15 protein-coding genes and 2 pseudogenes are annotated in these 14,680 nt (G+C 58.3%); 8 read left to right on the top strand and 9 right to left on the bottom strand.

Annotated features, from left to right (window positions below; genetic code table 11):
• Nucleotides 1-118, top strand: a pseudogene (locus JQC81_RS34670) (IS6 family transposase); the annotation flags it as partial.
• Nucleotides 119-224: 106 nt separating this feature from the next.
• Here the strand turns inward: JQC81_RS34670 and JQC81_RS30135 are convergent.
• The 6 genes from JQC81_RS30135 to JQC81_RS30110 all read right to left on the bottom strand — a co-directional run bounded on the left by JQC81_RS30135 (nt 225) and on the right by JQC81_RS30110 (nt 6,137).
• Nucleotides 225-941: an IS6 family transposase gene (locus JQC81_RS30135; protein WP_203275465.1), complete on the bottom strand. Its 717-nt coding sequence runs from the start codon at nt 939-941 to the stop codon at nt 225-227.
• A gap of 337 nt (nt 942-1,278) precedes the next feature.
• A complete protein-coding gene (locus JQC81_RS30130) occupies nt 1,279-2,460 on the bottom strand; it encodes a M20 aminoacylase family protein (RefSeq protein WP_203275464.1) in 1,182 nt (393 codons plus the stop codon).
• Between the two features lie 57 nt (nt 2,461-2,517).
• Entirely contained in the window at nt 2,518-3,297 is a 780-nt protein-coding gene (locus JQC81_RS30125) for an amino acid ABC transporter ATP-binding protein (protein WP_203275463.1), read from the bottom strand.
• Nucleotides 3,294-4,229: an amino acid ABC transporter permease gene (locus JQC81_RS30120; RefSeq protein ID WP_203275462.1), complete on the bottom strand. Its 936-nt coding sequence runs from the start codon at nt 4,227-4,229 to the stop codon at nt 3,294-3,296. Before JQC81_RS30120 ends, JQC81_RS30125 begins: the two co-directional genes overlap by 4 nt.
• Nucleotides 4,226-5,116, bottom strand: coding sequence for an ABC transporter substrate-binding protein (locus tag JQC81_RS30115; protein WP_203275467.1), 891 nt, complete (start codon nt 5,114-5,116; stop codon nt 4,226-4,228). Before JQC81_RS30115 ends, JQC81_RS30120 begins: the two co-directional genes overlap by 4 nt.
• Nucleotides 5,117-5,168: 52 nt before the next feature.
• Complete coding sequence (locus JQC81_RS30110; RefSeq protein WP_203275461.1) at nt 5,169-6,137, bottom strand: substrate-binding domain-containing protein; 969 nt, start codon at nt 6,135-6,137, stop codon at nt 5,169-5,171.
• 101 nt (nt 6,138-6,238) lie between these two features.
• On the opposite strand from JQC81_RS30110, the gene JQC81_RS30105 reads away from it, so the two are divergent.
• The 5 genes and pseudogenes from JQC81_RS30105 to JQC81_RS30085 all read left to right on the top strand — a co-directional run bounded on the left by JQC81_RS30105 (nt 6,239) and on the right by JQC81_RS30085 (nt 10,362).
• A complete protein-coding gene (locus JQC81_RS30105) occupies nt 6,239-7,564 on the top strand; it encodes an aminotransferase-like domain-containing protein (protein WP_203275466.1) in 1,326 nt (441 codons plus the stop codon).
• A gap of 106 nt (nt 7,565-7,670) precedes the next feature.
• Nucleotides 7,671-7,889 (top strand): hypothetical protein, encoded by a 219-nt coding sequence (locus JQC81_RS30100; protein WP_203275460.1) that lies wholly within the window; start codon nt 7,671-7,673, stop codon nt 7,887-7,889.
• 57 nt (nt 7,890-7,946) lie between these two features.
• Nucleotides 7,947-8,198, top strand: a pseudogene (locus tag JQC81_RS30095) (IS6 family transposase); the annotation flags it as partial.
• A 573-nt stretch (nt 8,199-8,771) separates the two neighbouring features.
• Nucleotides 8,772-9,470, top strand: coding sequence for an IS6 family transposase (locus JQC81_RS30090; protein ID WP_203275459.1), 699 nt, complete (start codon nt 8,772-8,774; stop codon nt 9,468-9,470).
• Nucleotides 9,415-10,362: a DUF3616 domain-containing protein gene (locus JQC81_RS30085; protein ID WP_246520758.1), complete on the top strand. Its 948-nt coding sequence runs from the start codon at nt 9,415-9,417 to the stop codon at nt 10,360-10,362. Before JQC81_RS30090 ends, JQC81_RS30085 begins: the two co-directional genes overlap by 56 nt.
• A 166-nt stretch (nt 10,363-10,528) precedes the next feature.
• On the opposite strand, the gene JQC81_RS30080 is transcribed toward JQC81_RS30085, so the two are convergent.
• Nucleotides 10,529-11,359: a DUF1206 domain-containing protein gene (locus JQC81_RS30080; RefSeq protein WP_203275457.1), complete on the bottom strand. Its 831-nt coding sequence runs from the start codon at nt 11,357-11,359 to the stop codon at nt 10,529-10,531.
• Between the two features lie 82 nt (nt 11,360-11,441).
• On the bottom strand, nt 11,442-12,110 hold the full coding sequence (locus JQC81_RS30075) for a hypothetical protein (protein ID WP_203275456.1): 669 nt from the start codon (nt 12,108-12,110) through the stop codon (nt 11,442-11,444).
• 276 nt (nt 12,111-12,386) lie between these two features.
• On the opposite strand from JQC81_RS30075, the gene JQC81_RS30070 reads away from it, so the two are divergent.
• The gene (locus JQC81_RS30070; RefSeq protein ID WP_203275455.1) at nt 12,387-13,268 is read left to right on the top strand and encodes an HAD family hydrolase; all 882 of its coding nucleotides are present in this window, start codon (nt 12,387-12,389) and stop codon (nt 13,266-13,268) included.
• A 92-nt stretch (nt 13,269-13,360) separates the two neighbouring features.
• Here the strand turns inward: JQC81_RS30070 and JQC81_RS30065 are convergent, their stop codons facing one another.
• The gene (locus tag JQC81_RS30065) at nt 13,361-13,837 is read right to left on the bottom strand and encodes a hypothetical protein (RefSeq protein WP_203275454.1); all 477 of its coding nucleotides are present in this window, start codon (nt 13,835-13,837) and stop codon (nt 13,361-13,363) included.
• A 252-nt stretch (nt 13,838-14,089) separates the two neighbouring features.
• On the opposite strand from JQC81_RS30065, the gene JQC81_RS30060 reads away from it, so the two are divergent.
• Nucleotides 14,090-14,539 carry a PRC-barrel domain-containing protein gene (locus JQC81_RS30060; protein ID WP_203275453.1) on the top strand — a complete coding sequence of 150 codons (450 nt, stop codon included), beginning with the start codon at nt 14,090-14,092 and terminating at the stop codon, nt 14,537-14,539.
• Nucleotides 14,540-14,680 lie beyond the last annotated feature (141 nt).

The following is a 14,680-nucleotide window of genomic DNA, read 5'->3' as shown; positions in this document are numbered from 1 at the left end:
CTCAGCAGTTCGCAACCTCTTCGTCCCACCCCACTCCCGCCGCTCTGCCCTTGCTACCCATCTTCACCGCCTCAATGTCATGGCGGAGTGGAAGTCCGCAGTCAGCACTGCCGCTTAAGTCCATTCAGTGGTCGAGTTTCCCTCAGTGCGCCCGCTCTCAGTTAATTTGACAACGCCTTGCAAACCTTGACATAGGTCACACGCGAACCGGAATGGACCTCAGGTCAGGCGGCCGTTCCGAAGAGAGCTGCAATGAAGTCGCGCTGCGCGCCCATGTCATTCGCTGGTGCACGGACAACCTGTCCCTTGCGGATCATCGCCATGACCTCGTAGCCGGCAATCGTCCGTGAGGCCGTCGTGAAGCTCTTGAAGCCCAGCCCGAGACGGACCAGCCGCTTGATGCGCCGGTGATCCTGCTCGACGATGTTGTTGAGAAATTTCACCTGCCGGAGTTTGGCAAACCGCCAGAGCTCGCCGGCACCTTTCATAGCCATTATTGCAACTGGATAGGCGGCGTTCTTGTCGACAGTGATAGTTCGCGGATTGACCGTATGGGGTTGCCCTAAAGCCTTCCGGAAGAAGCGCCGTGCGGCAGCCGCATCCCGCTTGGGTGAGAGCAGAAAGTCCATGGTCTGCCCGGTCGCATCAACGGCGCGGTAGAGATAAACCCATTCACCCTTCACCCGAATGTATGTTTCGTCCACGCGCCAGGAACCGTTGGTCGTGCGGAGATGCGGACGAACGCGCCTGTCCAGTTCGGGAGCGTAAGCCTGGATCCACCGAAAGAGGGTCGTGTGGTTCACTTGCACGCCGCGATCGGAGAGCATGCACGCGAGATCCCGGTAGCTGATCGGGAACTGTAGGTACCAGCGGACCGCCCACAGGATGATCTCCGCCGTGAACTGCCGACCCTTGAACGGGTTCTTGTTACTCTGCTTCACCGCCAGTCCCTCTTACTACCCTTCGCGTCGTAGCTCAGACGGAGCAAGCTTTAAAGCTCCAACAGAACCAGCTGGAAACGGCTGTCCGGCTACTGGAGCATGAAAAGCGCTCCGAAACTGGCTTCCAGTATGTCACAGTCGAGCTCATGCGGCTTTATTTGGCGTTTCTGTTCGTTGGGCGCACCGATTATCTGTCAGTCGCCCTTGGAAAGCTCGTCGTTCCGTTAATCGACCGCGGGCGCCAGATGTCTGCAGGCAAACGGCACGTAGTCGCTTAGGTCACGCCTCACGGCGTGACACGCGGAAGAAATACCCTCCGTTCACGGAGGGGAGGATGTCAATCAGTGAGATAACGCTCTACCAGGCGAGCCCAAAGCGCGGCTCCTGTGGTCAAACTTGCGTCGGAGAAGTCATACTTCGAGCTATGTAGAATTGGGGAGTTTATGCCGTTGCCAAGACGCAGAAAACTTCCCGGTTTGTGCTCGAGGAAATAGGCGAAATCCTCACTTCCCGGTATCATGTGACAGGTGGAAACTCGTTCCGGCCCGATCAACTCCTCTGCCACCGCCCGAGCGAAGCTCGTCTCCGCCTCTGAATTGACTACGACCGGGTAGCCACGTTCATAGTCAATATCGGCTGTGGCTCCGTGGCCTTCGACGACTGACTCTGTCAGCTTGATGATGCGCTCCTGCAGGAGATCCCGAACCTTCGGATCGAAGGAACGGACGCTCAATGCGAGTTTTGCGTATTCCGGGATTACATTGACCGCATTGCCTGCGTGGATCGTCCCAACGGTGAGGACCGCCGTTTGGGTCGGGTCGATATTCCGCGAAACGATAGTCTGCAACGAGACAACAAGAGTGCAGGCGACCACCACAGGATCAACCGTGAGATGCGGGCGCGAGGCATGGCCGCCGCGACCCGTAACGGTGATATTGACCGTATCAGACGAGGCCATCATAGGCCCAGACCGAAGAAGAATGTTACCTTCCGGCGCACCTGGGTGGTTGTGCAAACCGAAGATCGTATCAAAGGGGAAGCGCTCAAGGAGGCCATCGGCGATCATCGCCTGAGCCCCACTTAGCTTGCCTGCTTCTTCCGCCGGCTGGAAAATAAGCGTCACGGTGCCGTTGAACCGGCGGGTGCGTGCAAGATACTCAGCTGCACCAAGCAGCACGGTTGTATGACCATCGTGGCCGCAGGCATGCATCTTGCCAAGAGCCTGGCTCTCATAGGATAGGCCGGTTTCTTCCGCGATCGGAAGAGCATCCATATCGGCTCGAATGGCAATACTTCTTTTTCCGTTGCCGGCGCTCAAGCGTGCAACGACGCCGTGGCCGCCGACATTTCGACTCACCTCATATCCCCATCCCTCAAGCTTCTCGGCAACGAAACGTGCTGTTTCGGCTTCTTCAAATGAGAGCTCCGGATGAGCATGGAGATACTGCCGAATGCGGGTGAGTTCCGCCTGCATGGGTTCAAAATCTGAGACCCTGGCAAAGATATTATCATTGAGCATGAATTTGACCGCAGTAATGGTTAAAGACTGGCTTCAGAACAGTTGACCGGCCCGAGACTACAGGAATCGCGCCAAAAAGGCCTTGGTGCGTGAGTGCTGCGGGTTGCCGATTACATCATCCGGTTTGCCCATTTCGACGATTTTGCCGTCATCCATGAATACCACCCTGTCGGCCGCCTCTCGGGCGAAGCTAATCTCATGGGTGACAACGATCATGGTAAGGCCTTGCCTCGCAAGATCGCGCATGGTCGCCAACACTTCGCCAACCAGTTCGGGGTCGAGCGCCGACGTCGGTTCGTCGAACAACATCAGCTTGGGTTTGATTGCCAAAGCACGGGCGATTGCGACACGCTGCTGCTGGCCTCCGGAAAGCTGGCGAGGATAGCTGTGTGCCTTTTCCGAAAGGCCGACCCTTTCCAAGAGCTGCAGGGCATTCCGGGTAGCTTCCTTGCGGCTTTCACCATGGATTCCCACAGGAGCCTCAATGATGTTCTGCAGAACTGTCATGTGTGGGTAGAGGTTGAACTGCTGGAACACCATGCCGATCTTCCGGCGCTGGCGAGCGATGCCGTTTGGCGAGAGTTTTTCCAGACGATTGTTCTGGATCCTATATCCAATCTGCTCGCCGTCGACCGCGATAAAGCCTCTGTGTACGGCCTCCAGGTGATTGATGCAGCGTAGAAGCGTCGACTTCCCTGATCCCGAGGGCCCGAGGATGACAACGACCTCCCCCGGCATGATATCAAGATCAATACCCTTCAGCACTTCCAGCTGGTCGAAAGACTTGTGAACGTCACGGACTTCGACAAGCGGCTTCGTGATTTGGACGGCGCTCAATGGCTTGGCTCCTCGACAGCGGCTCCGGTATCCGTCGGCTTCGCTTCGGCTCCGTTTCGACGTTCGCCACGGCCGTAATAGGCTTCGATGTAACTCTGCCCGACATTAAGGATCGAGGTGATCAGCAGGTACCAGATCACCGCCACCAGTAGCATCGGAATGATCTCGAAGGTGCGATTATAAATTGACTGCACGGAGTAGAGCAGATCCGCCATAGCGATCACGCTGACCAGCGAGGTCGCCTTGATCATGCTGATCAGCTGATTTCCGGTCGGCGGAACGATGGAACGCATTGCCTGCGGGATAATGATGCGCCAGAGGGCCCGCGCTCTCGTCATTCCGAAAGCTTCGGCTGTCTCGGTCTGGCCGCGATCTACAGAAAGAAGACCACCACGAATGATTTCTGCCATGTAGGCTGCTTCGTTGAGCGCCAATCCAACGATGGCAGCTGTCATCGGCGTGATTACCGAATTCGTATCCCAGCTTGCAAGAGTCGGACCGAATGGGACAGCCAACGAGAGCTGTGGGAACAGAGTCGAGAGGTTGTACCAGAAGATCAGCTGCACGAGCAGCGGTGTGCCTCGGAAGAACCAGATGAAAAGCGCTGCGAACGAGCTCGCCAGACGGTCATCGGACATACGGGCGATGGCCAACGCCAACCCGATGATTGTGCCGAGCGTCATGGCAACGACAGTCAGTCCCAGACTAACGTAAAGACCGCTAATGACCGTCGGATCAAAGAAGTACTGGGCGACGACCGGCCAGCCGAAGTTTTCATTTCGGGCAACGATCCAGGTGAAATCCACTGTGACGATAAGGATGACGGCCCATAGGAGCAAGCGACCCAATCTGAAGGGAACGTGAGCTGTCGCCACATCGCGAAAGGACGCATCGCCATCTGGCGATGCGCTTGTTACGTTATTGGCCTTCATTTCGGGAGAGTTCCACCGAGGTTAATGCCGGGCTGCTTGATCATGTTGTTCTCAAGGCCCCACTTCTTCATGATTGCGGCATAAGTTCCGTTGTCCATCAGGACCTTGATAGTATCGAGAAGCAGAGGTCCGAGCGGCGAGCCTTTTGGCACAACAGCGCCTTGGTAGAGATCCTCAAAGCCGTTCTTCTGACCGACGCCAGCTAGCTCAAGCTGACCGTTAGCCTGCGTTACGAAGTAAGTGAGTGGAGCCTGAGAAGAGAAGAAGGCATCCGCCCGCTTTGAGCGAACCGAGAGAATTGAACTCGGCTGGTCCGTGTAGGATTGAACTGTAATCGGCTCTTTGCCTTCAGCCTTGCACTTTTCAGCCTGAACCTGAATCACGCGTTCGGCGGAGCCACCAGCCATTACTGCGATACGATTGCCGCAGGCGGTATCCAGGGAGGTGATACCCTTCGGATTGCCCTTTTGAACGGCAAAGACAACAAATTCCTGAACCCAGTCAACGAAATCATTGGCTTCTTCGCGGCTTTTGAAGTCACCGACGGGGCCGAATGCAAACTGGTAACGCCCGGAATTAACACCCGCGAGCAACGCCGGGAGGCCGCCGACCGTCGCATGCTCGATTTTGATACCCAGAACTTGGCCAATGGCGTCTGTTAGATCCTTGCTGGCGCCAGTCATCTCGGTGCCGGTAACAATCTCATAGGGCGGGAATGACCCGTTGTTGACCGAGATCATCTTGCCCTCAGCACGGATGTTCTCTGGCAGACGTGCGCGCAATTGCTCGTTCACAGTTTGCTTCGGGATGGCCGATTCCTGGGCGAGAACTGGGCCCGCGAGCATCAACGCAGCGATGGCAAAGGAAGCGATTAGTTTCGAATGCATGTCCTGTTCCCTTTCATAGTTCTGGAAAAATGCTTCCACTCTCGGGTAGCGCTCAGGAATGGCTCTTCCTTGCGTGCCAGGGGAAGAGTTCCTCAGGCGTCAGCAGCCGCGGCAGAATTTTCTGTTCGTGTAGTTCCGTGGCGAAGTCGCTGATCATCTTCTCATTCGCTTCAAGCCCGCTAACGTTCCAGGTTGGCGGCAAATCGGCAGCGCAGCGACGCAACTCGTCGATCATCCAAGGCGTCGTATCGGCATACTTTTCGCGTTTCTGCAGCCACATCGTCTGCGAGGCGTCGATCAGATCGCTGAGTTCATCCATAATCCATGGATGCTCGCGCACGATCTCAGCCTTGAAGCCAATCAGGTGCATTCCCGGTACGTAGCCGACCTCATGAAAATATTCGACTTCGGCCGAACGGAAATCATCAAGCACCTGACGAAATGGCGAGTCTCTGTCGAAGAACCCCGGCGGCATAAACGGGGTGAAGACGGCGTCGAGGCCACCATCCTTCAGAAGCTCGACCATCGGGCGCTCGCCTGGAGCCGCTTCGATGCGACCTGGACGACCGAAACCGTCAAGCCGATCTGCAATCGGATGGGCTTCGGTTAGGCGGCCTGCATACCACATGGCGTCTTCAATCCCGACCCCTTCTCGGCGGATGGCCGCCCGAGTCCAAGTGTTGCCGGAGTCCCGCCATCCCGTCACACCGATCTTCGTGCCAGCGAGATCTGAAAACTTACGGATCCGGCTCGACTTTGTGGTGATGATGCAGCGATGGCGAAAGCCCCGCATAATAAAGTTCGGCATGCCAACTACACTGTCGTCCCCGTCCAGACGGAGTTGTGCGTAACGGCTGAACGATATTTCAGCGGCGTCATAGGAAGGATCGTTTGCGACATTGGAAATGAGGGTGCCAACACGATCGACTTGAATTTCGACGCGTGGTGATCGCACGTCGCCTAGAATCAGAGGCGTCATGTAATCCCAGTCACGAAGGGCGAGGCGGAGGGTTAAGGGCATCAGGATCCGCTGGTAAGAGGTCTGTCTTTCCTAAGCCTAAAATGTTCATATCATATTGAGCAAATCATATTATGTTATTGAACATTAATTTCGGGCGCAGCATGACAAACGATCGAGACGCACACTGGTTTGCTGAGAAACTGACCGATCGAACCATTCGCGGGATCAGTCTCGAAACAAGAGCCCTTATTCGTGCGGGCGCGCTTCCGATTGGTACTAAGTTACCTCCGATCCGCGATCTTGCCTTTGCGCTCGGGGTAAGCCCAGCGACCATCTCAGAAGCATGGAGCGAGTTACGCCGCCATAAGGTCATCAGCGGGCGAGGGCGAAACGGCACATGGGTGAGTGGTGACCGCTTCGTAGCCAAGCCGCACCGCCTCGCCAGCTCTGGGAATTACGGTGAAGGCATATTGAACCTGACCGCGGCAGTTCCTGACGTTCGCCTACTGCCACCGCTCGCGACCGCGATGGCCTACGGCGCTGCGGCCGAAAATCTGAATAGCTACGAGCGTAACCGTATTCTGCCTGAATTGGAGGAGGAGATCCGGAGAATATGGCCTTATGAGCCAGAAGCGTTCTTGGCCACAAACGGAGGCTATAACGCTGTGTATACCCTGGTACATGCGTTGCTGCCTCCGGGAGCATCGGTCGCGATCGAGGATCCAACCGGCATGCGCCTCCTTGATATCCTGGAGGATCGGGGCGTTCGGATCATACCCGTTCAATGTGACAACGAGGGGCCTTTGCCATCAGCCCTCGAGATCGCGATGAAGTCAAAACCCGTAGCGTTCATATTTCAGCCGCGACTCCATTCGGTCACAGGCCAGACCATGACCAAAAATCGCTTGAATGCTCTGGCCGAGGTCCTGCAAAACACCGATACGATCATCGTTGAAGATGACGGAACCAGCGATATTTCGGTCGCTCCGCGCCACTCGCTGGGTATTCATTTTCCGGGCCGGGTGATCCACATCATGTCATTCTCAAAAACCCATGGGCCTGATTTACGTCTCGCAGTCCTCTCGGGTCCCGAGGCAATCGTCGATCAGATCCAATCTTACCGAAGCTTTAGTTCCGGCTGGACGAGCCGAATCCTGCAATCTGCCACCGCTTGGTTATTGCGTGATCCGGCGACGCAGGCGTCCATTACTCATGCCCGAACAGCTTATCATGAGAGGCGCGCGAGTCTGGTCAATGCTCTGCAACAAAGAGGAGTTCAGGCAATGCACGGCGCCGGACTGTGCGCGTGGGTCCCTGTTTCGTCAGAGCCGTTCGCAATGGTGACGCTTGCCGCACACGGCATCGCTGTACATCCAGGAGCCAAGTTCTCCAACTTACCTACCTATCACTTGCGCGTGGCAACGGCCATTCTAACCGATCACTATGAACGGGTTGCGGAATCAATCGCACTAGCTGCCGGTTCGTGAACATTTCCGAAGAGATCAACAGTTGGACGTCCCTCACGCACATTTACGGTCTCCTCCTTCAGGTGCAGAATTGACCCCACAGCGAGGAAATCCCCTGGAGACACCGATGAGCCTTCCCGAGATGGCCCTGTCGGCGCTGCATTCGGCTGCCAACGACGTTGCATCGTTCCGAGCAACCCACGCGCTCAGCATCATCGATCCGGACGAGAAGGTTCCCAAAATCGATCTGCCCGGGAGTCGTCACCTTGTCCTACGATTTCATGACGTGTGCACCGGCACAGGCCAGGGGCCCTCCTGGGCGGAGCCACCGATGGGTGAACTGTAGCAAACAGTTCGGTAACTGAGTTCGGCCTACGCCTCCGGTCAACTCCGGAGGCGCATGATGTTCAAAGGCCGTCATTTCGATCGCTCAGTGATCCTGCTGTGCGTCCGGTGGTACCTGGCTTATGGCCTGAGCCTGCGGAACCTGGAAGAAATGATGGCCGAACGAGGCGTGACGGTCGATCATGCCACGATCCATCGCTGGACGGTTCACTACACCTCGCTCCTGCTCGAGCAGTTCAACCGGCGCAAGCGTCCGGTCCCCAGCAGATGGCATATGGATGAAACGTATATCAAGGTCCGTGGGAGGTGGATGTAAATTGGCCAAGCAATGCAGAGTTTCGAATGCCACGCTTGCAGACTTCGAAGCTGGGAAGCGCACCCCCTATGGGCGCACACTCGCGGACATACAGAAGGCCCTCGAAGACGCAGGAATTCAGTTCATCCCGGAGAACGGGGGTGGTGCCGGAGTGCGCTTTAGATCTAGGCAAGAGGGAGCACAGAATGACCTATAGGCTCTCTCGGCTTGCCCCCGGTAGCTATGACGTGCTGCTCAATGGGGTGATTATCGCCAGCTTGGTCCAAAGTGGCCGAACAGATGATGCCACATGGACAGCGGAGCTCCTGGTGGATCTGCCTCCAACCGAACGGCCCGCGCCCTTCAAGGAAGCCGAACACACATTCGGCAGCTTGGAGGAAGCCCGGCAGTGGCTTGGAGGCGCTGAGATCCACGATGAAAAGACTGAAACCCGAATACTAAGAGGCTAACCCATGTCTCGCACCACCATGCCCAAGGTCATCTACTACGACACCCTAGGGATCCGTCGCAAACTTTTTGTTTCAGAGTTTCAGCTACTGCTCCCCGGGTTCAGGGACGGAGGGCGGCGTGTTCAAGGGCAGGCATTTTGACAGATCGGTGATTTTGCTCTGTGTGCGGTGGTATCTCGCTTACAATCTCAGCCTCCGGAACTTGGAAGAGATGATGGCCGAGCGCGGCATCTCCGTCGATCACGCGACCGTGCATCGCTGGGTTGTCCGGTACTCGCCCGAACTGCTGGAGCGCTTCAACCGCCGAAAGCGAGCTGTCACCAAGAGGTGGCACGTGGACGAGACGTATATCAAGGTGCGCGGGCGTTGGACGTATCTCTACCGCGCCATCGATAGCAATGGTGACACGGTCGAATTCTGGTTCAGCGAGCGACGCAACCTGGCAGCGGCCAAGCGGTTCTTGCGAAAGGCGCTCAATCGCCATGCTCGGCCCGAGCGGATTGTCATCGACGGCAGCCAGACGAACAGAGAAGCCATTCTAGCTTGCGATATGACAAGTCGGCTCCAGGATCGATCGAGACGCAAGCTGAAGCCCATCCAGATCCGGCAAAGTGCCTACCTCAACAATCGCATTGAGCAGGATCATCGCGCCGTCAAGCGGCGCATTCGACCGATGCTCGGGTTCAAGTCGATGGCGTCCGCTCGGACGATCTTGGGCGGCATCGAGATGGTTCACATGATGCGGAAAGGACAGGCGAAGTATGCCCCCAATCCGCTGCCCTCACTGGCAGAGCAGTTCGATCTGCTTGCTGCCTGAACTTGGGACGGAGCGCCGGCCGCCTCTGCGTCCCTGCTCTAAATTTGCGACGCAACCGGGGCTGTGTGCCAGTGATGGCTTTCTCTGGATCGTCGGCTCCCACTCTCTCAAGCGCTCCAAACCCAAGCGTGATGAGAATGACCGCGACGAGGCGTTGCACCGAATGGAGGAGATCGAGCGAGAGCCTAATCGCTTCTTTCTCGGACGCATTCCTCTTGTCGAGAAGGCGCCGGGGCTGTTCGCCCCAGTTCGCTCGGACGGAGAACGGCAGTCAGCCTGGATCAAGTACGGCAAAAAACACAGTGCACTGATTAAGTGGCTCGGAGACGACCCGCAGCTTGGATGCTTTTTGGTGGTCCCCTCAAAGGAGAACGGCTTTGACGCGGAGGGAATGGCGGTGCGTGGCAACCGTGTCTGGCTGGGGCTGCGCGGTCCCGTTCTGCGCGGCCATGCAGTAATCCTCGATCTTGAGATGAAGTCGAAACGGAGCAATCCGAACCGGCTGAAGGCTGATCGGGTCGATGGCCGCCAGCGCTACCGTAAACACTTGCTCGACACCCGCGGCTTGGGAATCCGGGACATGCGCTTCGCCGGCGATGATCTTCTCCTGCTGGTCGGCCCCACCATGTCCCTGGAGGGACCGGCCTTTGTTCTGCGCTGGCGGGACGCGGTGCACGACAACTCCTCCGGCGTGATCAGCCCCACCCGCATCGAGACAGTCGCCGAACTGCCGTATCGGTTGAATGTAGATCACCCGGAGGGACTTGAACTCTGGCCTGAAGCTGGTCCGGAAGCTCTGTTGATCATCTACGACGCCCCTGCCCCGGATCGGACAGATCCTGACAGGTTCACCGTACGGACTGACGTCGTCCACCCTCCTGCAGCGGCCTGAATTGGATCACGGGACTGCCGCCGGTTGGCTCCGCCGTGCCGGCGACGAAGAAGAACTGTATGTGGAGGTGAACAGGGGCGGCGGAATCGGTGCGTGGCGCAGGCTGTTCCCCCCAACTCTCGACACATAGGCACAACTCCGGTGCGCGATCCTTCATCTGCAGCGATCAATCGATGTCCTTCACGTCGATCCGGCGGTACATGGCCTCAATCAGCCCGAAGACGCCGAAAGCACCGAGCCCGAGAGCGGCGGCGCTGAGCAGAATCCAGCCCAAGGGCGTTCGTTCCAGCGACCGAAGCACCCCGGCAAGCCCGAGAGCCCGCTCGGCCTGCACCTGGAAGGCGGCCCAAACCACGGAAGATCCAATCATGACAAACACAAGGCCGCGCGCGGTTAGCCCGAAACGGCTGACCGGCACCACCCAGAGCCGGATATGATTCTCGCAGTCCAGATGCTCGTCGAATTCGGTCCGCCAAGCCTTGACCACCTTGCCGACCCCAACTCCAACAACGGCCAACCCCACGGCCCCTGAAAGCCACGAGCCGAACGGGGCCGCCATGATCGACGCGAGCCACGTCGTCACAGGAGCGGCGCGAGCGACTGCCTCGACACCCTCCCACCTGAACATGAGACCGACCGAGAAGGCGGCAATCCCGGCATACACAAGCGCACTTGCCGCCAGAACCGTCCTGATGCCGAGTCCTTTCAGGTCACGGCCATAGCCGGCAGGATCCGCCCAGGCCTGAATGAGCCGCCATGCGCTAAGGCAGGCAAACCCCGCCGCGATGCTGCCCAGAAGCAGATAACCAGCGGGCTGGGCGAACAGAACCCGCAAGGCGCCGCGCGTGCCGACAGGATCCCCGCCCAGATCAAGGGCGGCCAGAAGAGCGAGTGTGCCGATCAGCAGGTACAACGCCCCCCGGGCCTCATACCCGGCGCGCGCCGCAAACGTGATGAGCCTCCGGTGCGTGTCGTTCGTCAGGCTTGCTTCGGTCACTGGACGGCCGTTACCTGATTAAGTGGCCAGAGCCCAAGACAGAGCACGCCGGAAGCCGTTGCTCTGCGGGCGCCAAACCTGTTCAGCGGAGACCCGGTTGCCGGAACTGGCTCTGGAGATACTGTTCCGGCTCGACGATGAGGCCGTTGCGCGTATCCACCCTAATGCTCACCTGCCGACCGCGCCATTGTGCTGTCCCGGTGTAGAAGCTGCCGTCCCGGCGCAGGCTGGAGATATCGGAGAAGCCGCGCGATTGCAGGTACTCGCGCATCCGACCGGGCTCCACCAGTCCCGGGTTGACCATCGGAGAGGTGAGTTCCCGCAGATCCAGAGCCTGCTCCAAGCTCGGTGCAACAGTCCCGGTCGCGCCGAATTGCTGCGGGCGCTGAGCTGACGAGTCCTGGCCTCCATCCGTCCGGCTCGTTTCAACGGAGCTTGTCGTGACGGCGCTGCCAACATCCCGCGGGCTGAGGATCATGACGACCGGCCGACCATCCTGGGTGCGGGCCTGCACCAGGAAAGCGGCATCGAGAATACGGATGTTCTGAAATCCCGTTTGGCGCAGCTCCCGGCGCAGGGCCGACCGCTCCGAGAAGCGGCTCGGCCCATCGATCCGGCTGCGCGCCTCGCTTGAGCTGGCTTGGTTTTGATTGATGTTTGCGGCTTGAGCTTGGCCGCCCTGGGCAAGCGCAACCGTCGAACCGCCGGCCAAAGCAGCAGCCGTGAGCACCACGAGTGATTGTCTGCGCATATCCACCTCCATTGATGCCCCGACCCCTGGATCAAAGCCGCGGGTGGCAGGAGGATCCGAACGGCGCGATGGATCTGTACGGCACTGGACAGAGAATGAAGCCGCCATAGCGCCCGCCGTACGAATGGGCTGGCCAACGAGGGCGGGTCTCCTGCCCCGAGTGAACATCGCCGGAGGGTCTAGCGCCGTACGGAATTTGTGCGGAACCGGTCGGGGGCCACGGGCGTGTTCAAGGAGGCTTCAGCGGCGTTGCCTGCGGCAGGATGGGAGGAAGAGATGCTCAAGGAGCATGCCGCGACGACCGCAACCGAGAGCTCCCATGGCCGTATGGCGCTCATCTTTGATTTCGACCTGACGCTAGCTCCAAGCACCCTCGACGCTCTGGTGCGCCGTTGCGGCATGGATCCCGAAACCTGGAAACGCGACCGCATCGAGCCTCTCCGCATGGAGGGCTGGGATGAAATTCTGGCGAAGTCGTATGCTCTCGTCCGGCTGTCCCGCTCCGGCGACGTGAGGATCACGCAAGACCTTGTGGCGGAGGTTGGCCGCAATCTCGAGCCTTACGAGGGCACGCTGGACATGTTCGAATCCATGCGCCGCACGGCTCGCGAAGTGGCGAAGGATGTAAACCTCGAATTCTATGTCGTCAGTTCGGGACTCTACGATGTTATGGCCGCCACAAGCATCGCACGGGACCTCGACGGATTGTGGGGCACAAAGCTCCACTTCGACGATCAGACGGGCGAGCTGGACTTCCCCATGCTGACTGTCACGCACCCGGAAAAGGTTCGCTATATTCTGGCCCTCTGCAAGGGGCTTGATCCTACGGGGCCGAACGCGCCTGCACATGTCTACCAGGATGTGCCGGGCTACAAGTGGCACGTCCCGCTCGATCAGGTTATCTATGCCGGAGACGGCAGCAGCGATATGGCCGTGTTCCGCTTCCTGCATGACAGAGGCGGTATCGCCCTCGGCGTCTACAAGAGCGATCAAGTCGAGGGTTGGAGTGGCATGGAACAAGTCGATCCGCAGAGGCGCGTCCAGAACCTTGCGCGCACCGACTATCGCGAAGGCTCTGAGCTGATGCAGTCGCTCACCCTTGCCGTGGAGAGCATCGCTCGAAAGATTGCGCTCCGACAACTCAGCCGCGGGGAATGACCGGTCGGGGTCAGTCATCCCACGTCAATGGAGCGCAGGCACAGCTGAGTTGGGCCAAGCCTGCAATTGGGTTCATTTGCTTCTCGACGGCTTCAGTTCGGGTTATTCTGATTGTTCATGTTGCCGAATTGCGGGATTGAATCCGGAGGGGTGTACCGAGGGGAACCGTAGCGTGTCGGCGTGTTGAATCCATAAGAGTTGTCCTGCCCGGTGGAGCCTGTGGTGACCTGGTTACTAGTCGTACTCACCCCACCTGACCGAGGCGGGTTGATTATCATGACGACCTGATCGCCATTCCGGTTTCGAGCCTGCACGAGGAACGCAGCATCGAGAATCCGGATGTTCTGGAACCCGGCTTGGCGCAGCTCGCGGCGCAGCATCGCCCGCTGGTCCGACCGGCTCGCGCCGGGTTGGTTGCCCTGTATTGTCAGGCCGGAATTCGGATTTAGGGACAGGTTCTGGTTGCCCGAGGCCTGACCGTCGCCCTGGTTGCGGGATTGTGCGTAGGCAGCTGGGGAGCCGCTCACAATCAGAACGGTCGCCATAGCGGCGAGAAATCTCGTATGCATGCTCATCTCCTTTCGTCCAAGGTCTCAAACACGCAGACTGAGAACAGGGTCTGTCATTTGGTCTCCTAACGTACCTTGCCTGACGTGTCGTTTCGCCTCCAACGAGACCTGTTCTCTAGCGTACTGTTGTTGCCTGCCAGGATTGTACTTCGGGGAACGCTCTTCGGAAGCGTCTATTGACTTGCTGGGAGTGAGGGGAGTTGAGAGAGAGCGAGTGGCACGCCGCGATGCACCGATTGCGAGGAGTTACGCATGATGAAGGCAGTTCTTGTCGTGGTACTGTTGGGAGCGACTACAGCAGATCCAAATGGAGCGCAGGCTCAAACGCCCCAGACCAGCGCTGCGGTCCAGGTACAGCAAATACAGGGTAATGCAGTACTTCCTAACCAAGCCCTGCGTGTGGGGGATCTTGAGCAGCGTGACATTTACACACCACGTGGTGAGCGGCTGGGGAGCGTCAAACGTGTCGTGCTGAATGTCACTGACGGACTTACGTTTCTTGTTCTTGAATATGGTGGCATTGCGGGCCTGGGCGAGAAGGAGTTTCCGCTGCCCGTTGAAAAAGTCTACCTCCAAGGTGGGCGCCTTGTCGTACCCGAACTGACCGGTGCCGAGCTCGAAGCAGTGGCTGACTGGGACGTCGATAACCAGAAGTATCGAGAGATGGCGGATTCGGAGATCATTAATGTCAATCGGCGCTAAGGATGCTCCTTCTAGACACCTGAAGTGGAGCACTCTGCACACGATGATCCACTCACAAGTGAGCTGAAGTAGTTTGGACTTAATCTGACAGACGGTGTCGTTAGGCTGAGGCAAGAGCCGAGGCCGGGCGCGGAGTGGACG

The organism is Microvirga arabica, from assembly GCF_016811235.1.
GTDB classification, from domain to species: domain Bacteria; phylum Pseudomonadota; class Alphaproteobacteria; order Rhizobiales; family Beijerinckiaceae; genus Microvirga; species Microvirga arabica.
This window is presented reverse-complemented; position numbering and strand designations above follow the sequence as displayed.